Genomic DNA, 18,251 nt, shown 5'->3' with positions numbered 1-18,251 from the left:
ACTCACGTCTCGGCCAGGCGCGGCACGAATTTCGCCCGGCCGTCCACGACATGCGCGATCTGGCGCATCTCCAACTGGCTGAGCAGATAGGAGACGACCGATTCACCGCCCTGGTTCTCGTTCACCCGGTCGGGATGCAGGCCGTCGCGACAGCCGCCGGTCTCCGGGTCGACCAGGGGCAGCGACAGGTCGTTGTCGCCGAAGAACCAAGCGAAGGCGTGCACCGCGTCGGCCCGCCATTCCGGGTCACCCTCCACGCGCCACGCCGCCAGGCAGGCCGAGACCGTCGCCGTGACCTCGAGAGGCTGCTGATCGAAGGGCTGCGGCGCCATCCGCTTGTCGCCGAAGCTGCTCGACCCGACCGGCCGGAACATGCCCGCCGGCGTCGTCTGCAGCGCCATCAGCCAGTGCAGGGTCCGCAGGCCGGCATCGACGAACTCCGCCGACCGGACCGCCATTCCGGTGACGATCAGGGCCTGCGGCAGCCTGGCATTGTCGTAGGCCAAGCCGTCCTCGAACCAAGTCCAGCCCTGGGTCTCGACGGCAGCGAGGATCGCCATCAGCCTTGCGGCCAGGCCATGCCGGATGCGTTCGGCGAGGGTATCCTCGGCGGTCACGGCGCAGTAGGCGTCGAGCCCGAGCAGGGTGAAGGCCCAGGCGCGGGGCGAGCCGAAGGTCTCGGCCGCCGGCAGCGCTTCGGCGAACAGCGCGGCGGCCCAGCGCCGCCGCGACGCGCTGGCGTCGCTGCGGGCGCATTCGCCCAGGGCCCAGAGCGTCCGGCCGTGGCTGTCCTCCGAACCGCTCTCCTCGAGCCAGCGCCGGTCGAAGCCCATGAAGTTGCGGAACCGCCGCGTGCCGGGATTCCAGGCATGCTGGACGAAGGCCGCCAGCCGGGCGGTCAGGATCTCCGGCAGACGCGCCTCGGGGGCATGGTTGAGGGCACAGGCCACCAGCAGCGCGCGGGCATTGTCGTCGACGCAGTAGCCATGGGACCGGTCGGGCACCGAATGCACCGCATGCTGGAACAGCCCGGTGTCGTCGCACATCGACAGGAAATGGCCGAGCTGCGTCGACGGCGGCGCGAAGCCGGGATTCATCGGCATGCGCGGGTCGCGCCGCTCGACCACCCGGAACCGATGTCCGCGCCGCGCACGCTCGAAGACGTCCCGGTATTGCTCCGCCGTGCGCGCCCAGGTCATCGACCGGCTGCTGGCATAGGCGCGCCGGCGCATCGCCTCGCGCCGGATATCGTCGGTCAACAGCCCCGCGACCGCGGCCCCGGTGGCCGAGGCGTCGCCGAATGGAACCAGGATGCCGCGCCCGTCGGCCAGCAACTCCTTGGCGTGCCAATAGGGCGTCGAGACCACCGCCTTGCCGAGGCCGAAGCTGTAGGCCAGGGTCCCCGACGTCATCTGCGCCTCGTCGAGATAGGGCGTGACATAAACGTCGCACATCGAGATGAACTCAAGCAGCGTGGCCAGGTCGACGAACTGGTCGAGCAGCACGACATGCTCTTCGACCCCGCGATCCCGCGCCCGGGCCGCCAGGCTTTCGCGGTAGGCCTCGCCCTGGTCGCGGACCAGGTTGGGGTGCGTCGCGCCGAGCACGACATACATCGTGTCGGGCCGGCTCCGCAGGATGTCCGGCATGGCATCGATCACGACCTCGATGCCCTTGTTGGGGGACAGGAGGCCGAAGGTCAGGATCACCGGCCGTCCGGCGAAGCCCAGCCTGGCCTTGGCCGCGGTGGGCTCGGTGAAGGCGGCGTCGGGAATGCCGTGCAGGATGACGTCGATCTTGTCCGCCGGCACACCATAGACCGTGCGCAGCAGGTCGCGGCCCTTGCTGGCCATGACGACGACCCGCGCCGACGCGCCGATGATCCGGCCCAGCACGTCGCGCTGCGCCGCCGTCGGCTCGGCCAGGACGGTATGGAGCGTGGTGACGACCGGCATGGTCAGGCGCGACAGCAGCGCCATGACATGGCCGCCGGCCTCGCCGCCGAAGATGCCGAACTCATGCTGCAGCGAGACGATGTCGAACTGGCCGGCATTGAGGATTTCGGCCGCCCGGACGTAGTCGTCGATCCGGTCGTCGGCAATCTCGATGCGGACGGCAGCCGGGTAGTCATAGGCGCGGCCGGGGTCGGTCATCGCCGCGATGCAGGTGTCGGCCACCGCGTCCGACGCCGCGACCGCCTGCTGCAGATCGGTCGTGAAGGTCGCGATGCCGCATCGGCGCGGGAGCGAATTGCCGATGAAGGCCACACGGATCGGCTGGGTCATGGCAGCGCCTCCATCGGAAAACCGCCTGCCTGTTGCCGCCGCGGCGACGGGAAGGCGGTCCGGAACAGGACGGTCGATGCGCCTGGGCTCAACTCTTCTTCTTGCCGGTGCCGGTGCCGGCACCCGGGGCCGCCACCCGGCTCAGCAGGCTCACGGCCGCGCCGTGGACCACCGGCTTCGCCGCCTGCTTGGGCTTGCGGACTTCCCGACTGCTGCGCTTCTGTCCCTTGGCCATGAATTCCTCGTTCGCAAGCGTTGACCCGGTCGCCCGCGATATCCGCGGGCGGCCGAATTTCAATTCAGATGATAGAATCCGGATCTATGTCGCGCCCGATGGCTCGAAGCCGAAGCTTTATATCCGGAATTTCTAGAGTAATTATGAACCAAATCCGTCGAGATCCATAGAAAATACGCCCATGATTTCGTAAAAAATCAAGCTTCGATATCATTTCTGAATCGGCAATATATTTCAATCACATAGAGATTGAAATGAGACTATAAATATATCTGCCGGCTGAGTTGCGACGTTTTAGGTCGTAATAGTGATCGGCCGACACCATATCAAGGCTCATAATGCAAGGAATCGCGTCCGGTATTTGGCGCGACCGGGATAACGGTCGTCGTTCCGCTCGGCCCTTCCGGCGTTCCGGTCGCCGGAATGCCGGCACAAGGAGATCACCATTGAAGATCGACAGCATCAGGCGGCTGCAGCGGGACGCCGAGCTCGGCGATGCCGTGGCCCAGTTCAATCTCGGCATCGTCTATGGCAATCGGGATGGTGAGCCCGGCTATACCGTCGAGAACAGGCGGATCGACGCCATCCGGTGGCTGTTGCGCGCGGCGAATCAGGGCCTGCCGCGGGCGCAGAGCCGGCTGGCCGAAATCTATGTCGAAGGCCCGGGCGCGTCCAAGGACGCGGTCAAGGCGTGCGCCTGGTTTCTCCTGGCGGCGGAGGGGCAGCCCGGTGCCCGTGGCCAGGACGCCCGATCGGGCTACAAGCGTACCGCCGCGCATCTGACCGCCACCCAGGTCGCGCAGGCGCATCGCCGGGCGTCGCGCTGGAAGCCCAAAATCGAGGCTGAGAAGACCGCGGCAGAGGGGCCGACCCTCTTGGCGACGGCACAGCAATGAAGGCTTGGTTGGTTCCACCCATCGTGATTCCGATCGGCCTCATGCTGCTGATCGTCATTTACGCCGCAGCCCGGGCTTTCGCCTAGCCGCAGGCCGGGGCTGAGGATCAAGGAGCCGCGAATGACCATGCGGACCAGCAGCAACGCCGTGACCTTCGCCCGGCCGTTCACCCTGAGCGGCATTGACGGGCCGCAGCCGCCCGGAACCTACACGGTGGAGACGGACGAGGAGTCGATCGACGATTCCTCGCCCCCGGCCTATCGCCGGATCGCGACAATGATCCGCCTGCCTGGCCGGCCCGGCAGCGGCGAGCTGGTCCAGGTCGTCACCGTGGATCCGGAGGAGCTTGCCGCGGCTTTGCTGCGGGATGGCGCGCCTCCGGCTTCATCCGAGCAAGCTGGCCCTGCGGAGGAAACACGCGCGGAGACCCGACCGGCAGGCCCTCCGACGCAGCCTGCGCCGCGCCCATTCGACCGGCTGCTGGATGGCTGGCGCTACTGGGCAGCGACCAATCCCCGGGCACCGGCCTGGATCGTCGCGATCGTCGCCGGCGTCCTGTTCGCCACTCTCATCGTGGCCTGGTGATCAGCCCCGGCTGACCGCCGCGGCCGGAAATCCAACCATCTGCTGCCGCTGCTCGTCCCACAGCGCGAAGAACGGCGCGCGCAGGGCATCCCAAAGGGTCAGGCTCGGCACGGCATGCAGCTGCTGGATCGCGGCGTGGCAGGCCGGAAGGCGATAATTCGGGATGCGCGGATTGAGGTGGTGGATGTGGTGGAAGCCGATGTTGCCGGTGAACCATTGCAGGATCCGCGGCAGCTTCAGATAGGATGATCCCTGCAGCGAGGCAGCGCCGAACGTCCAATCGGCGTCCCGCTGCCAGAGAGTCTCCTCGAAGCGATGCTGCACCGCGAACAGCCAGACGCCGATGATCGAGGCGATCACCATGATCGGCACCTGGACCAGCAGCACGCGTTCGAACCCCAAGGCGAGCCCGAGCCCGACAAAGACAATGGCGATGCCGGCGTTGGTGGCATGGACCGACAGCCGCTCCCGGCGCCAATCCTTCGGCGTGTCGAAGGGAATCCGGTACAGCAGCAGGAACACCAGCGGCGGCAGCAGCAGCCCGGTGATCGCCGGGTGGCGGCTCAGCCGGTACAGGAAGCGGCGGCGCGGAGCGAGGGCCTGGTATTCCGCGACGGTCAGGCAGGTCGAATAGATGTCGGCCCCGCTGTCGCGCCGGTCGAGATTGTTCCAGACGGCGTGATGCCCGGCATGCGCGCGGCGCCAATTCGCGAAGGGCGTGAAGGTGATCAGGCTGCACAGGCGGCCGACCACCAGATTGGCGCGGCGCGAGGCGAAGAACGACGAGTGCCCACAATCATGCTGGATGATGAAGAGGCGGACGGTCATGCCGGCCGCGATCACGGCCAGCCCGAGCGTCAGCCAGTACGACACCCCGAAGCTGGCATACATCGTGGCGCAGACCGCGACGAAACCGGCCAGTGTCGAGGCCAGTTGCCAGGCCGCCCGCGGCAGGCTCGGCGTCCGGAAGCGCGCCACCTCGACCCGCAGCGCCGCATCGGCGTCGAGCGGCAGGCGCGGCTGGCCCATCACGAGGTTCGAAGTGCTTTGCATGTTTGTCCCTGAACTGCCCGGCAAAGCCAGGCGCTACTATTCTTGAGAATTCTCGAGGGCAAAGCAGACGACAATAGCGCTCCACAACAGCAAGCGGTGCAACTTCGAAAGGTGCGGAAAGCTGGGCTCGGCGCCCGATCACGAGCATTGAGCGCTGGCCGAACAAATCTCGGTCGACCAAGAGAATATAGGCTCGGCGGCCGATAATTGTAAGCCGCCGGATGCGCGTCGGGGCACGGCCGGCAGCAGGCGCCCGGCATTCGGGAGCGTTCTTATTGATCCGTCAGGAAGTCGCCATGCCGCTCGACGCAGCGGCGGATGAAGTCCCGCAGGACCCTGATTCGCGGCAGGTCCATGTGCTCTTGATGGGCGCTGACCCAATAGCTCCGGCGCAGCCTGACCTCGCCGGGCAGGACCGCGGCCAGGGTGGGGTGTTGCTGCGCGATGAACCGCGGTAGGACGCACAGCCCGTCGCCCCGCAGGACGGCGTTCAGCTGCCCGAGCAGGCTCGTCGCCTGAAGCGGCACGGCCAGGCCCGGCAGGACCTCGCCGAGATAGTCCAGCTCGCGTGTGAAGATCAGGTCGTCGACATAGCCGATGAAGCGGTGCCCGCGCAGATCCTGCCGGGTCCGGATCGGCGGGGCCTCGGCGAGATAGCCGGCCTCGCCATAGATCGCGAGGTCGTATTCGGTCAGCCGCTCGGTCTGGAAGCGGCCCCGGGCCGGCGGCGCCAGCGTCACTGACAAATCGCCCTCGCGCTGCGACAGCGACAGGATCTGCGAGACGGTCACCAGCTCGATCGTCAGCTGCGGATAGGCCGAGGCGAATTCGCCCAGATGCCGGGCGAGGAAGTGGTTGCCGAAACCGTCGGGCGTGGCCAAGCGGATCTTGCCGACCAGCCCGGCCTGCGGCCGGCCGAGGGCCTCCGTCGCCTCTCGCGCCGCGGTCTCGACCCGTTCGGCATGCGGCAGCAGCTCGGCGCCGGCCGGGGTCAGCATGTAGCCAACCGGGCTACGGTGGAACAACGCCGATCCCAGGGCATGCTCCAGCGCAGCAACGCGCCGGCTCACCGTGGCATGGTCACTGCCGATGGCACGGGCGGCGCCGCTCAGCGTCCCGTGCCGCGCCACCTCGACGAAGAACCTCAGGTCGTTCCAGTCATAGCGATGCACGCTGTTCACAATCGCACAGGCCCTTGGGGAACATTCCCGTATTGCTGATCAAATTCTCCCAGTAATGCAATGGCAGCAATGGGAGGATGGCGATGGCCGGCGGTCAGGAGTTCGACTTCATCGTCTTGGGCGGAGGGTCCGCCGGCTGCGTGCTGGCCAACCGCCTGTCCGCGAGCGGGCGCTATCGGGTGGCGCTGGTCGAGGGCGGCGGGCGCGACGACTGGATCTGGTTCCACATCCCCGTCGGCTATCTCTTCGCCATCGGCAATCCGCGGTCGGACTGGCTGTTCCGGACCGAGCCCGTCCCCGGCCTCAACGGCCGCGATCTCGCCTATCCCCGCGGCAAGGTGCTCGGCGGCTGCTCCGCGATCAACGCCATGATCTACATGCGCGGCCAGGCGGCGGATTATGACGGCTGGCGTCAGCGGGGTTTGGTCGGCTGGGGCTGGGACGACGTGCTGCCCGTCTTCCGCAAGCACGAGGACCATTGGCGCGGCGCCGACGCCCTCCATGGCGCCGGCGGGGAGTGGCGGGTGGACCGGCCGCGGCTGCGCTGGCAGGTCCTGGACTCATTCATCGGCGCGGCGGAGCAGGCCGGGATCCCGCGGTCGGCCGATTTCAACACCGGCAGCAACGAGGGCTGCGGCTATTTCGACGTCAACCAGAAGCGGGGCCGACGCTGGAGCGCGGCGCGGGGATTCCTGCAGCCGGCGCTGAAGCGGCCGAACCTCGCGGTCTTCACCCAGGCGATCGCCGAGCGAGTCATCGTCGAGGATGGCCGGGCAACCGGCGTCGTCATCTGCCAGGACGGGCAGGAACGCCTGCTGCGGGCGCGGGTGGAGGTGATCGTCGCGACCGGCGCGGTGGCGACCCCTGCCCTGCTGGAGCGTTCGGGCATCGGCGACGGCGATCGGCTGCGGCAGCTCGGCATCGAGGTCGTGCGTCCCCTGCCGGGCGTCGGCGAGAACCTGCAGGATCACCTGCAGCTGCGGCCGATCTTCAAGGTCGCCAACGTGCCGACGCTGAACATGCAGTACCGGTCGCTGCTGCGCCGCGGCCTGATGGGCGCCGAATACGCCCTGCTGCGGCGCGGGGCGATGACCATGGCGCCGTCGCAGCTCGGCGCCTTCACCCGCTCGGCAGCGCAGTACGAGACGCCCAACCTGCAGATGCACATCCAGCCGCTGTCGCTCGACAAGTTCGGCGACAGCATGCATCCGTTCCCGGCGATCACGACCAGCGTGTGCAATCTCCGCCCCAGCAGCCGCGGCTCGATCCATGCGCGGTCAAGCGACCCAGCGGCCCCGCCCGTCATCGCACCCAATTATCTGGCGACGGCGGAGGACCGCCAGGTCGCGGCCGATTCGATCCGGATCGTGCGGCACATCATGCGGCAGCCGGCCATGGCCCGCTATTCGCCGCAGGAGCTGCGGCCCGGCCCGGAGCTGCAGTCCGACGCGCAGCTGATCGCGGCGGCCGGTGATGTCGGCACCACCATCTTCCACCCGGTCGGGACCGCCAGGATGGGTGTCGACGGCGATCCGATGGCCGTCGTCGACGGCTTCCTCCGCGTCCGGGGCATCGCCGGCCTGCGGGTGGTCGATGCGTCGGTGATGCCGACGATCACCTCGGGCAACACCAACTCCCCCACCATCATGATCGCGGAGAAGGGCGCGGCGATGATCCTCGACGCCGCGCGCTGAGACGCCGAGGATCTGCCGGAACCGCTACTGGCAGGCTTCGCAGGTCGGGTCGTCGATCGGGCACACCATCGGCGCCCCGTCGGTCAGCACCAGCTCATCCGGGGCCGGTGCGGCGACGATCGGCGCGGTCGTGACCGGCCCCGGGGCGGAGACGGCGTTGAGCTTGCCGTCGGTGCCCTTCAGCGTCGACTTCTCGACATGGGTCGCGCTCATCGCCCGCAGGTAGTAGGTGGTCTTCAGCCCGCGCTTCCATGCCAGCCGGTACAGCGTGTCCAGCTTCCGGCCGTTCGGGTTGGCGATGTAGAGGTTCAGCGACTGCGCCTGATCGATCCATTTCTGGCGCCGGGCCGCCGCCTCGACCAGCCAGGAGGCGTCGATCTCGAAGGCGGTGGCGTAGAGCGCCTTGAGGTCGTCCGGCACCCGGTCGATGGCGCCGAGGCTGCCGTCGAAATACTTCAGGTCCGAAATCATCACCTCGTCCCACAGGCCGAGCGCCTTGAGGTCACGGACCAGGCCGGGATTCACCACCGTGAAGTCGCCCGACATGTTGGCCTTGACGTAGAGGTTGCGGAACGCCGGCTCGATCGACTGGGCGACGCCGCAGATGTTGGAGATGGTCGCGGTCGGCGCGATCGCCATGGTGTTGGAGTTGCGCATGCCGACCGTGCGCACCCGCTCACGCAGGCCGCTCCAGTCGAGGCTTGTGGAACGGTCGAGGTCGAGCACGCCGTCGCGCGCCTCGGCCAGCAACTCGACGGAGTCGATCGGCAGGATGCCGCGGCTCCACAGCGAGCCGTCGAAGGACGGGTAGCGCCCGCGCTCCGCCGCCAGATCGACCGAGGCTTCGATGGCGAGGAAGCTGATCACCTCCATGCTCTCATCGGCGAAGCGCACCGCGGCGTCGGAGGCGACCGGCAGGCGCAGCGCCTGCAGCGCATCCTGGACGCCCATGATGCCGAGCCCGACCGGACGGTGCCGCAGATTCGACCGGCGCGCCTCGGGGATGGTGTAGAAATTGATGTCGATGACGTTGTCCAGCATCCGCATCGCGGTGCGGATAGTGCGCTCCAGCCGCTGCCGGTCGAGCCCGCGCTCGCCGATGTGGTTGGCGAGGTTGATCGAGCCCAGGTTGCAGACCGCGACCTCGTCATCAGAGGTGTTCAGCGTGATCTCAGTGCACAGGTTCGAGGAGTGCACGACGCCGACATGGCCCTGCGGCGAGCGGATGTTGCAGGGGTCCTTGAAGGTCACCCAGGGATGGCCGGTCTCGAACAGCATGGTCAGCATGCGGCGCCACAGGTCGAGCGCGCGGACCTGCTTGTGCACCCGGATCTCGCCGCGCGCGGCCTTGGCCTCATAGGCCTCGTAGGCGGTCTTGAAGGCCGGGCCGTACAGGTCGTGCAGGTCGGGCACCTCGTCCGGCGAGAACAGGGTCCAGGGCCCGTCGGCCTCGACCCGCTGCAGGAACAGGTCGGGCACCCAGTTGGCGGTGTTCATGTCGTGGGTGCGGCGCCGGTCGTCGCCGGTGTTCTTGCGCAGATCGAGGAATTCCTCGATGTCGACGTGCCAGGTCTCGAGATAGGCGCAGACCGCGCCCTTGCGCTTGCCGCCCTGGTTCACCGCGATGGCGGTGTCGTTGGCGACCTTCAGGAACGGGACGACGCCCTGCGACTGGCCGTTGGTGCCGCGGATATGGGCGCCCAGGCCGCGCACCCGGGTCCAGGAATTGCCCAGGCCGCCGGCGTATTTCGACAGCAGGGCGTTGTCCTTCACCGCCTTGAAGATGCCGTCCAGGTCGTCCGCCACCGAGGTCAGGAAGCAGGAGGACAGCTGCGGCCGCGGCGTGCCGGCGTTGAACAGCGTCGGCGTCGAGCACATGAAGTCGAAGGAGGAGATCAGGTCGTAGAACTCGATCGCCCGCGCCTCGCGATCGATCTCGCGCGCGGCCAGCCCCATGGCGACGCGCATGAAGAACACCTGCGGCAGCTCGAAGCGGATGCCCCCGGTCTGCAGGAAGTAGCGGTCGTACAGCGTCTGCAGCCCGAGGAACTGGAACTGCAGGTCGCGCTCCGGCTTCAGCGCCGCGGCGAGCTTCTTCAGGTCGTAGCGCGCCAGCTCCGGATCCAGCAGGTCGACCGCGATGCCCTTCTTGACATAGGCCGGGAAGTACTCGGCATAGCCCTGCGCCATCTCGGCATGGGTGGCGCGGGTCGGCCGGCCGTAAGCGAAGCTCAGCGCCTCGTGCCGCAACAGGTCGAGCAACAGCCGGGCGCTGACCTGGCTGTAGTTCGGCTCGGTCTCGATCAGGGTGCGGGCGGCCATGATCGGCGCCAGGGCCAGCTCGGCCTCGCTGATGCCGTCATAGAGGTTGCGCCGGGTCTCGGCCAGGACCGGCGCGGCGGCGACATCGTCCAGGCCGGCGCAGGCCTCCTCGACCAGCCGGACCAGCCGCGCCTGGTCCAGCGGCGCGCGGCTGCCGTCGGCCGCGGTGACATGCAGCGCCGGCGCCACCGGCGACGCCTCGACCTTGGCGGCGGCGCGCTCGCGCGACCGCTCGTCGCGATACAGCACATAGGCGCGGGCGACCTTGTGGTGCTCGCCGCGCATCAGCGCCAGCTCGACCTGGTCCTGCACCTCCTCGATGTGGAAGGTGCGGCCGTGATCGGCCCGGCGGGCCAGGGCGCCGACGATCTGGGCGGTCAGCCCCTCGACGATGTCATGCACCCGGCGCGAGGCCGCGGCGCCGGCGCCCTCGACCGCCAGGAAGGCCTTGGTCAGCGCCACCGAGATCTTGGATTCGTCGAAGGCGGTGACGGCGCCGTTGCGGCGGATCACCTGATAGGCAGGCTCGGCGGCGGCACGGGGGGCCGGGACGGCGGGTGCGCCGGCGAGGGCGCGGTCGGATTCGAGGAGGACGGACATCGGCAAACCCCATGATCGTATTGGGGCTTGGGCCGAAGATGCGGAGTCGACAACGCGCCGGCAGGCCGGCGCATCTCGCTCATCGCACCGCCGGGTCACCCCGCCCGAGGACGCACTACGTGATCACAGGCCGGTCTCCTGGCTTGCGGGTCGCCGTCGGATCGTCCGGCCTTCCCAGCGGTTGCCCGCCAGTGGCCCGAACGACGAACCGACTCGCCGCTTACAGTTGCGGGGGCAGCTCCGGCCTTGCCGACCAGCGGCRCACCGGATTCCCTTGGTTGCCCGTGATGTCTAGATATAGACGTCCTTCCGCCGGTTTCCGTCAATACCTAGTTGGAGCCGTCGCGAACTTCGCAATCCAAGTGCGTTTTGGACTCGCCGCCTGAAATCTCGGACTCTGTCTCCAGCATGATCGATGCTCCCTACCCTTCCCCGCCCTGGCGGCTGCGCGGCACGGTCCACGCAGCGCTGTGGCGGGTGCCGCGGGCGGCGCTGCCGGGACCGCTGCCGGACGGGGCCAGGCCATTGGGCTGGGGCCGCAGCGCGCTGCTGGCGACGGTGCGGGCCGAGTGGCAGCCGGCCGGCGACCTGACCTATGCCGAGCTGGTGGTGGCGGTGCCGGTGCGGCTGGGGCGCCGGATCGGGGTCGCGATCACCGCCGCCTGGGTCGACAGTCCCGCCTCCCTTGCCGGTGGCCGGACACTGTGGGCGATCCCGAAGCGGCTGGGCCGGTTCGAGAGCGTGAACGGGCGGACGGCGCTGGCCGACCCACAGGGGCCTGTGGCGATCTTTGCGGACCGGCCGGAACGCATCCTGCCGCTGCGCCTGCCGGTGCCGCTGCTGGTGCTGCAGCCGGATGGAAGCGGCATCCGGATCACGCGCGCCGCCGCCACCGGCCGGCCGGGCCTCGGCGGGATCGATTGGGTCTTCCCGCCAACGGGGCCGCTGGCGATCCTGGCCGGAAGACGGCCGTTCCTCGCCGTCACGCTGGCAGACGCCGAGGCGCGGTTCGGGCTGTGAGCGGGCGCGCCGCCGGGGCACCGTCGGCGCAATCCGGCTGCGGCGGCTCGGCCCAGAAGGGCAGGTCGGCCAGCTCGCGCGGGGTCATGGCCAGCAGCGCCTCGGCGCCGTCGGCCCGGCGCCGGACATCCCGGCGCCGCAGGAAGGAGAACATCGCAGCCTCCTCGGCAGATCTTCTCCAAGAGATAGATCCGCCGGCCGGCGGCTGCGATGGACAGTGTCTCTCCGAGACTATAGAAAATCTCCATAGAGTCCACCGGGGTCGGCCTAACCTGCCAGCGCCTCGTCCAGCTTGTCGAAGGTGCCGCCCCAGCCTTCGGTCATCGAGTCGAGCATCTCGGTGAAGGCCTGCCGCTCCTCCGCGCTCGCGTCGAGCGGGGTCCACACCAGCCGGAGCCGGGTGCCCGCCCCCTCCTTCGTGAAGGTCGCGGTCGACAGGATCCTGAGCGGCCAGGGCCCGCCGAAGGGGGACTCGACGATGTTGGCCTGCTCGTCCGAGAAGGAGTGCTCCCAGACCAAGCGCGACGGCTCGACCACCTCGCGATAGACGAACTTCGCCCACATCCGGCCGCCGCCGGGCTGGTCCATACGGGCATGCATGATCCCGCCCGGCCGCAGGTCGAGGGTCTTGACGGTGGTGATCACGCCCTTCGGGCCGAACCATTGCGACATCCGCTCGGCGCTCGTCCAATGCTGCCAGACCCGGGCGAGCGGCGCCTTGAACAGGCGGGTGATGACGAATTCGGTGTCGGCGGTGGCGGTTCTCATCGTCAGTCTTCCTTCTTGGGTTCGGGCGTCGGATCGGCTTCGAGCAGCGCCTCGAGGCGGTCGAAGCTGTCGTTCCAGAGGTTCCGGAAGTGCTCGAACCACTCGACCGTCTCCTTCAGCGCCTGGTGGTTGAGGCGCCGCGGCCGCGACTGGGCGGCCTGGCCGCGCTCGATCAGCCCCGCCCCCTCCAGCACCTTCAGGTGCTTGGAGATGGCGGGCTGGCTGATCCGGAACGGGGCCTGCAGCTCCGACACCGTGGCTTCGCCCCGCGACAGGCGGAGCAGGATGGCGCGCCGGGTGGGGTCGGCGAGCGCAGCGAATTTGAGGGTGAGCGAGTCTTCAAAAACCATATGGTTATATAACCAGTAAGGTATTAACGAGTCAACACCTGGACAGCCCTCTCTGGTCCGATCAAGAAGGGGCATGGCCTCGCCCTTCCCGATTCCGCTGAACGCGCTGCGCGCCATCGCGGTGGTGGCACGCGGCGGCTCGCTGTCGACCGCGGCGAAGGAGCTGGGGGTGACGCCGGGCGCGGTCAGCCAGCACATCCGTCGGGCCGAGGCGCGGCTGGGCGTGATGCTGTTCGAGCGTACCCCGACCGGGCTGGTGCCGACCGCGGAGCTGTGGCGGATCCGGCCGATGCTGGACGCCGGCTTCCGCATGTTGGCCGACGCCATGGCCGCGCTGGCGGTCGAGCGCGCCGGCATCCTGACCGTCACCACCGGCAGCGCCTTCGCCGCGCGCTGGCTGGTGCCGCGGCTGTCGCGCTTCACCGGCGCCCATCCGGAGATCGAGCTGCGCTTCGTCGCCACCGCCGACGTGCTGGACCTGGCGCTGGGCGACATCGACTGCGCCATCCGCATGGGCCGCGGCGGCTGGACCGGGGCGCTGGCCGAGAAGCTGATCCCGCAGACCGTGTTCCCGGTCTGCGCCCCGGCGCTGGCCGCGCGGCTGAAGCGCCCGGCCGACCTGGCGACGGTGCCGGTGATCCGCGACGAGGGCTCGCTGATCTCCTGGGCCGAGTGGTTCGCCGCCGCCGGGGTGGCGTCGCCGCCACGCCTGTCCGGCCCGTCCTACACCGACCCGATCCCGGCGATCGAGGCGGCGGTGGCCGGCCAGGGCGTGTTCATGGCCTGGCAGCTGATCGCCGCCGACGCGCTGGCGGACGGACGGCTGGTCCGCCCCTTCCCGATCGCGGCGCCGACCGAGATCGCCTACTGGTTCGTCACCACCGAATCCCGGTCGCGGCAGCGCAAGGTGCAGCTGTTCCGCGCCTGGCTTGACTCGGAGCTGACGGCTAAGCGGGCGCGGCCGGTGTCTGGCGTGTGGAGCTGAGCTCCGGCCCGGCGAAACGGGAGCGGATGGCGCGGTTCAGCGGCTCGGACCACAGCCGGGCGACGATCGCCCCCGCCAGCCCGGACAGCGCCAGCAGGCCGATGAACCAGAACGGCGCCGTGTTGGGTGCCTGGCCGGTGGCGGCGAAGAGCGGCGCCAGCGGCGTCAGCACCAGCATATGGGTCAGGTACACCTCGTAGCTGTTGCGGCCGAACCAGCGCAGCGGCGCCGTCAGCCGCCGCACCGGAGAGCCCCAGCGTTGGCCGCGAAGCGCCACCAGCATCAGGGCGATGCCGGTCTCCAGCAGCGTGACGTTCAGCCCGAGATCGGTGAGGCCGAGCTGAAAGACCTGGCGGCGGAAGACGAAGACCAGCAGGGTCAGCGCCAGCCCGGCGGCAAGGCAGGCGCGGCCGGCCGATCGGCTGATCGGCAGGCAGTGCGCGGCGACGGCGGCAAGGCAGCCCAGCGCGATGCCGTCGGCGCCGGAGAGCCAGGATTTGTCGGCCCAGATCTCGTTGACGGTGACCCGGGCGAAGGGGCCGAGGACCACGAAGGCAAGCATGGCCAGGACGAAGACCGCCGGCCGCCGCGCCGCGAGGCAGAGCAGCGGGAAGCAGAGATAGAACGCCTCCTCCACCGACAGCGACCACAGCACGTCCCAAGCGCCGGGCAGGTAGCCGGTCTCGGCCTCGAGCCAGTTGAGGTGGAAGGTCGCCGCCGCCAGCAGCGCCCGGCCGAGCGACACCGTCTCGATGACGAAGCCGCCGGCGCCGGCGAGATGCAGCACCGCCAGCACCAGCAGCAGCGCCACCAGGCAGGGCGCGATCCGGGCGAAGCGCATCAGGTAGAACGGCCCGGCCGGCACGGCGCCGAGCGATCCCCAGCGGCGCAGTGCGGTCGAGGTGATCAGGAAGCCCGAGATCACGAAGAAGACGACGACGGCGTAGTAGCCGCTGCGGAACAGGAGGTTGAAGGCCTCGCGCGGCAGCATCGCGCCGATCGCCGAGGCCTCGAACGGGATGCGCAGCTGGATGTGGAACAGCACCACCAGGATGATCGACAGCCCGCGCAGCAGGTCGACGGCGTCGTTTCGCCCGGTGTCACGCATGGCCCTGCCCCAATTCCGCCGCGCGGCCCATGCTGCAGACCAAGATGGCGGAACCGTGTCCTAGCGCTGCGGCCAGATCCGGTCGGCCGGCAGGGCCGGGCCCCAGCGATGCACGCCAACCAGCCGGAAGCTCGCGGCATCGGACAGGCCGAGATGGGTCAGGATCAGGGCGATGATCGACAGCCACATCTCCGTCCCCTGCAGCCCCGGCGCCTCGCCGCGGCTGAAGGCGAAGCCGCGGCCGGGCTGGTAGTGCCGGAGCGCGGCAGCGAGGAGCAGGCGCAGCGCCTCCGTGATCTCCGCTGCACGATAGCCGGTCTGGCGGGCGCAGAGCATCAGCGGGTGCACCACGTCGAGCACGTTGCAGGCGTTGAAGCCGGTGTTCTGGAACCCGCCGTTCCGGCGGAGATGGGCCAGCACGGAATCGATCGTCCGCTCCGGCCAGGGCAGCGGCAGGCCGAACTGGGCGTAGGTGCCGCGCGTCAGCCGGTAGAAGCCGTTCACCGGCTGCAGCCAGTCGTCGCCGACCGGGCCGCTCCACAGCCCGGTGGCCGCGCTGGCCCGGGTGGTCAGCCAGCCGATCAGCGTGGTGAGCTGGCCCGGATCCCCGAAGTGGCGGGCGTTGAGATGATAGGCGGTGCCCAGCGCATCGATCCAAGCGCCGGAGGACCAGCCGTGCTCGGCCCAGGGCAGACCGTCGAGCGCCCGCTGCAGCGCCGCAGAGTCGAGCCGCGAGGCCCAGGCGACGGAATGGCGGAAGGCGGCGCCCAGGCACTCCAGCGCATAGCCGACGCAGAGGATGTTGTAGAGGTTGTCGCCGCCGGGATCGGCCGGCGGGTCGCGGCGCACCGCAGCCGGCGTGTCCGGGTTGAAGCACAGCCCGGTGTCCGGATCCTGCAGCGCCCGCAGGCGGGCGATCCAGTCCTCGCGATCGAAGGGCGGCGGCACGGCGCCGAACATCGCCGCAATCTGGACCGCATCGCAATCGGCGCGGAACGGTGCGTTTCCGGCGTTTCGCGGGTCGCCGTACCAGCAGGGTTGGCCGGGCGGCGCGACGTGGCCGGCGAGAATCGCTGGCCACTCCTCCGCGATCCGGGTGTCGAACACCCTGACCTCGGCCAGTAACGCATCGGCCGGGGGCGCGCCGCGCGGCCGGCGCCGGTCGCGGATCACCCGGGCGGGGTTGCCGCCGACCAGCGCGTAATCCGGCACGTCGCGGGTGACCACCGCCCCGGCGGCGACGATGCAGTGGCTGCCGATCCGCACCCCGTCGGTGACCACGGCGTTGGCGCCGATCCAGACGTCGTCGCCGATCTCGATGCCCTTGGTCGACACGCCCTGCTGCGCGATCGGCGTCTCCGGATCTTCCGACACATGGTCGAAGCCGGCGATCATGGCGCCGGCGGCGATGCGGACCCAGGAGCCCATCCGCACCTGGCCGATCACCGAGCAATGCAGGTTGAAGGAGCAGCGGTCGCCGGCGGTCAGCTGCCCATGCAGGCGCACCCCGGCGGCGACGACGCAACCGTCGCCCAGCGCCAGGCTGTCGGGGAAGATATAGGCCTGGGGCGACAGGTAGCAGCCCACGCCGAGCTGCAACGGCAGGCGCCGCGCCAGCTCGGCGACGAAGGCCGCCTGGGCGCGGCGCTGCGCCTCCGTGGCCTGGCTCTCGAACCGCCAGGGATGGGAGTCGAACTCCTCCACCGGGCGGGCGTCTGGGACCGACATCGAACCTCTCAGAGAATAGCGCCGGCGTCGGCGATCAGATGGGCGGCGCCGTCGCTGATCGAGGCGTTGCCGAAGGCGACCGTGTCCGCCACCCGCTTCATCACCCGGCCGAATTGCTGCGACCCCTTGGGCGGCGGCGGCGGATAGGGGCCGACTTTGTCGGCGATGAAGTTGACGTAGTCGATCGTGGCGCGCTCCACCGGCTTCAGCGTCGGCAGGATCAGCTCACGCACGGCCGGGGCCATCGGCACGCCGCGCTCCACCCCCAGCACCTTGACGGCCTCGGGGTCGCTGAGGAAGAAGGCGATGAAGCCGGCCGCTGCCTCCGGCGCCTTGCACCGGGCATAGATCGACCAGCACGTGGCCGGCCGGTAGAACTGCCCCGGCTTCGCCCCCGGGCCGCCATTCGGGTACATCGTCAGCGCCAGCGGCACCTGGGTGGCGGACTGCATGCCGACGATCTGGTTGGAGAAGGCCAGGCTGGTCGCCGCCTTGCCCTGGATCAGCGGCATCTGGGTGATGGTCGAATCCGGGCTGAGCGCCGCGATGTCGGCCGGCACGCAGCCGCCGCGCTGGCGCATCTTGTCCCAGTAGCTGAACCACTCGGCGGCATGGTCCTGGCTGAAGCCGAGCGTCCGGTCGGCGGTGAACAGGTCGGCGCCGCGCTGCCGCAGCCAGACCTGGAAGGCGTAGCCGTAGCCGCTGGCGTCGCAGGAGCCCCAGTACTGGTCGCGCCCCGCCGCCTTGGTCAGCTCGGCCATCCGGTCGGCATAGTCGTCCCAGCTGGTCTTCTCATCGGGTGGGGCGATGCCGGCCGCCTTGAACACGGCGGTGTCGTACATCAGGGCGAAGGAGTTCAGGCCGTGCGGGATGCCCCAGACCTTGCCGTCGAGGGAGCAGAGGTCGAGCAGGTCGCGGCTGATGCCGCTGGTGTCGATCGGCTGTGGCATCAGATCGTCGAGCGGCAGCGTGGCGCCACGCTGGACGAAATCGGCGAAGCTGCCGGGCTCGAGCTGGAAGATGTCCGGAGCGTTGCGCCCGACCAGCTGGGTGGCGAGCTTGGGGAAGTATTCGGCATTGCTGACCTCGCCCACCAGCTCGGCGCCCTGCGCCTTGGCCTGATACAGCTTCAGCACCTCGAGCGTGCGGCGGGTGCGGTCGTCATTGCCCCACCAGACGACGCGCAGCCGTTCCGATTCGGCCCGCAGGGCGGCCGGCAGCGCCGCCGCCCCCGCCAAGCCCAACGCCCCGGCCAACACGGATCTGCGCCCGATCGGAGTCGACATCGCACCCTCCCTTGCTGGATTCTCGACGATCCGGGCAGTTGTGCCTGCCCGAGAAGTAACCAGTTGGTTACAAGTGAACCGGGGAATGCGGCCGCTGTCAATTCGCAATCCACCCTTGGTTGGGCCCCCTTGGTCGGACTGGGCCGATCGCACCC

At 69.3% G+C, this 18,251-nt stretch carries 16 protein-coding genes and 1 riboswitch; of the genes, 5 read left to right on the top strand and 11 right to left on the bottom strand.

Going from position 1 to position 18,251, the window contains the following annotated elements; translation table 11 throughout:
- Nucleotides 1–2: 2 nt before the first annotated feature.
- Both AB4Z01_RS03045 and AB4Z01_RS03040 read right to left on the bottom strand, forming a co-directional pair.
- A complete protein-coding gene (locus AB4Z01_RS03045) occupies nt 3–2,285 on the bottom strand; it encodes a glycosyltransferase family 4 protein (RefSeq protein WP_441690475.1) in 2,283 nt (760 codons plus the stop codon).
- Nucleotides 2,286–2,373: 88 nt separating this feature from the next.
- Nucleotides 2,374–2,520: a hypothetical protein gene (locus AB4Z01_RS03040; RefSeq protein ID WP_441690473.1), complete on the bottom strand. Its 147-nt coding sequence runs from the start codon at nt 2,518–2,520 to the stop codon at nt 2,374–2,376.
- A gap of 446 nt (nt 2,521–2,966) precedes the next feature.
- Here AB4Z01_RS03040 and AB4Z01_RS03035 point away from each other — a divergent pair, with 446 nt between their 5' ends.
- Both AB4Z01_RS03035 and AB4Z01_RS03030 read left to right on the top strand, forming a co-directional pair.
- Nucleotides 2,967–3,416, top strand: a complete 450-nt coding sequence (locus AB4Z01_RS03035) for a tetratricopeptide repeat protein (RefSeq protein WP_441690471.1) — start codon at nt 2,967–2,969, stop codon at nt 3,414–3,416.
- Nucleotides 3,417–3,536: 120 nt separating this feature from the next.
- Nucleotides 3,537–4,001: a hypothetical protein gene (locus AB4Z01_RS03030; protein WP_441690470.1), complete on the top strand. Its 465-nt coding sequence runs from the start codon at nt 3,537–3,539 to the stop codon at nt 3,999–4,001.
- Here the strand turns inward: AB4Z01_RS03030 and AB4Z01_RS03025 are convergent, their stop codons facing one another.
- Both AB4Z01_RS03025 and AB4Z01_RS03020 read right to left on the bottom strand, forming a co-directional pair.
- A complete protein-coding gene (locus tag AB4Z01_RS03025) occupies nt 4,002–5,054 on the bottom strand; it encodes a fatty acid desaturase (protein WP_441690468.1) in 1,053 nt (350 codons plus the stop codon).
- Nucleotides 5,055–5,326: 272 nt separating this feature from the next.
- Entirely contained in the window at nt 5,327–6,226 is a 900-nt protein-coding gene (locus AB4Z01_RS03020; protein WP_441690466.1) for a LysR family transcriptional regulator, read from the bottom strand.
- Between the two features lie 92 nt (nt 6,227–6,318).
- On the opposite strand from AB4Z01_RS03020, the gene AB4Z01_RS03015 reads away from it, so the two are divergent.
- Nucleotides 6,319–7,929, top strand: coding sequence for a GMC family oxidoreductase (locus AB4Z01_RS03015; RefSeq protein ID WP_441690465.1), 1,611 nt, complete (start codon nt 6,319–6,321; stop codon nt 7,927–7,929).
- A 24-nt stretch (nt 7,930–7,953) separates the two neighbouring features.
- Here AB4Z01_RS03015 and AB4Z01_RS03010 read toward each other — a convergent pair whose 3' ends face one another.
- The gene (locus tag AB4Z01_RS03010) at nt 7,954–10,851 is read right to left on the bottom strand and encodes a ribonucleoside-diphosphate reductase subunit alpha (protein ID WP_441690463.1); all 2,898 of its coding nucleotides are present in this window, start codon (nt 10,849–10,851) and stop codon (nt 7,954–7,956) included.
- Between the two features lie 111 nt (nt 10,852–10,962).
- Nucleotides 10,963–11,152, bottom strand: a riboswitch (cobalamin riboswitch).
- A gap of 107 nt (nt 11,153–11,259) precedes the next feature.
- Here AB4Z01_RS03010 and AB4Z01_RS03005 point away from each other — a divergent pair.
- A complete protein-coding gene (locus AB4Z01_RS03005) occupies nt 11,260–11,871 on the top strand; it encodes an acetoacetate decarboxylase family protein (RefSeq protein ID WP_441690461.1) in 612 nt (203 codons plus the stop codon).
- On the opposite strand, the gene AB4Z01_RS03000 is transcribed toward AB4Z01_RS03005, so the two are convergent.
- The 3 genes from AB4Z01_RS03000 to AB4Z01_RS02990 form a co-directional block, all read right to left on the bottom strand.
- The gene (locus tag AB4Z01_RS03000; RefSeq protein ID WP_441690459.1) at nt 11,834–12,025 is read right to left on the bottom strand and encodes a hypothetical protein; all 192 of its coding nucleotides are present in this window, start codon (nt 12,023–12,025) and stop codon (nt 11,834–11,836) included. The two genes, AB4Z01_RS03005 and AB4Z01_RS03000, sit on opposite strands and share 38 nt — an antisense overlap.
- A 113-nt stretch (nt 12,026–12,138) precedes the next feature.
- Nucleotides 12,139–12,639, bottom strand: a complete 501-nt coding sequence (locus AB4Z01_RS02995; RefSeq protein WP_441690457.1) for an SRPBCC family protein — start codon at nt 12,637–12,639, stop codon at nt 12,139–12,141.
- Nucleotides 12,640–12,641: 2 nt separating this feature from the next.
- Nucleotides 12,642–12,989 (bottom strand): ArsR/SmtB family transcription factor, encoded by a 348-nt coding sequence (locus AB4Z01_RS02990; RefSeq protein WP_441690455.1) that lies wholly within the window; start codon nt 12,987–12,989, stop codon nt 12,642–12,644.
- A 73-nt stretch (nt 12,990–13,062) separates the two neighbouring features.
- Between AB4Z01_RS02990 and AB4Z01_RS02985 the strand changes: the two genes are divergently transcribed.
- Nucleotides 13,063–13,974 carry a LysR substrate-binding domain-containing protein gene (locus AB4Z01_RS02985; protein ID WP_441690453.1) on the top strand — a complete coding sequence of 304 codons (912 nt, stop codon included), beginning with the start codon at nt 13,063–13,065 and terminating at the stop codon, nt 13,972–13,974.
- Here the strand turns inward: AB4Z01_RS02985 and AB4Z01_RS02980 are convergent.
- The 3 genes from AB4Z01_RS02980 to AB4Z01_RS02970 are packed head-to-tail and all read right to left on the bottom strand — an operon-like array spanning nt 13,937 to nt 18,096.
- Nucleotides 13,937–15,082, bottom strand: a complete 1,146-nt coding sequence (locus tag AB4Z01_RS02980; RefSeq protein WP_441690451.1) for an acyltransferase family protein — start codon at nt 15,080–15,082, stop codon at nt 13,937–13,939. The genes AB4Z01_RS02985 and AB4Z01_RS02980 overlap by 38 nt on opposite strands.
- A 60-nt stretch (nt 15,083–15,142) precedes the next feature.
- Nucleotides 15,143–16,810 (bottom strand): acyltransferase, encoded by a 1,668-nt coding sequence (locus AB4Z01_RS02975; protein ID WP_441690449.1) that lies wholly within the window; start codon nt 16,808–16,810, stop codon nt 15,143–15,145.
- Between the two features lie 8 nt (nt 16,811–16,818).
- Nucleotides 16,819–18,096 carry an ABC transporter substrate-binding protein gene (locus tag AB4Z01_RS02970; RefSeq protein ID WP_441690447.1) on the bottom strand — a complete coding sequence of 426 codons (1,278 nt, stop codon included), beginning with the start codon at nt 18,094–18,096 and terminating at the stop codon, nt 16,819–16,821.
- Nucleotides 18,097–18,251: the final 155 nt, after the last annotated feature.

This window comes from Inquilinus sp. YAF38, assembly GCF_052113205.1.
Taxonomy (GTDB): Bacteria; Pseudomonadota; Alphaproteobacteria; order DSM-16000; family Inquilinaceae; genus Inquilinus.
This window is presented reverse-complemented; position numbering and strand designations above follow the sequence as displayed.

What these genes read in the sequence shown, in the direction of transcription:
- AB4Z01_RS03005 (WP_441690461.1), top strand. Translation starts at nt 11,260, where the DNA reads ATGATCGATGCTCCCTACCCTTCCCCGCCCTGGCGGCTGCGCGGCACG.
- AB4Z01_RS02985 (WP_441690453.1), top strand. Translation starts at nt 13,063, where the DNA reads ATGGCCTCGCCCTTCCCGATTCCGCTGAACGCGCTGCGCGCCATCGCG.
- AB4Z01_RS02995 (WP_441690457.1), bottom strand. Translation starts at nt 12,639, where the DNA reads ATGAGAACCGCCACCGCCGACACCGAATTCGTCATCACCCGCCTGTTC.
- AB4Z01_RS03000 (WP_441690459.1), bottom strand. Translation starts at nt 12,025, where the DNA reads ATGTTCTCCTTCCTGCGGCGCCGGGATGTCCGGCGCCGGGCCGACGGC.
- AB4Z01_RS02990 (WP_441690455.1), bottom strand. Translation starts at nt 12,989, where the DNA reads ATGGTTTTTGAAGACTCGCTCACCCTCAAATTCGCTGCGCTCGCCGAC.
- AB4Z01_RS03015 (WP_441690465.1), top strand. Translation starts at nt 6,319, where the DNA reads ATGGCCGGCGGTCAGGAGTTCGACTTCATCGTCTTGGGCGGAGGGTCC.
- AB4Z01_RS03045 (WP_441690475.1), bottom strand. Translation starts at nt 2,285, where the DNA reads ATGACCCAGCCGATCCGTGTGGCCTTCATCGGCAATTCGCTCCCGCGC.
- AB4Z01_RS02970 (WP_441690447.1), bottom strand. Translation starts at nt 18,096, where the DNA reads ATGTCGACTCCGATCGGGCGCAGATCCGTGTTGGCCGGGGCGTTGGGC.
- AB4Z01_RS03040 (WP_441690473.1), bottom strand. Translation starts at nt 2,520, where the DNA reads ATGGCCAAGGGACAGAAGCGCAGCAGTCGGGAAGTCCGCAAGCCCAAG.
- AB4Z01_RS03025 (WP_441690468.1), bottom strand. Translation starts at nt 5,054, where the DNA reads ATGCAAAGCACTTCGAACCTCGTGATGGGCCAGCCGCGCCTGCCGCTC.
- AB4Z01_RS03010 (WP_441690463.1), bottom strand. Translation starts at nt 10,851, where the DNA reads ATGTCCGTCCTCCTCGAATCCGACCGCGCCCTCGCCGGCGCACCCGCC.
- AB4Z01_RS02975 (WP_441690449.1), bottom strand. Translation starts at nt 16,810, where the DNA reads ATGTCGGTCCCAGACGCCCGCCCGGTGGAGGAGTTCGACTCCCATCCC.
- AB4Z01_RS03030 (WP_441690470.1), top strand. Translation starts at nt 3,537, where the DNA reads ATGACCATGCGGACCAGCAGCAACGCCGTGACCTTCGCCCGGCCGTTC.
- AB4Z01_RS02980 (WP_441690451.1), bottom strand. Translation starts at nt 15,082, where the DNA reads ATGCGTGACACCGGGCGAAACGACGCCGTCGACCTGCTGCGCGGGCTG.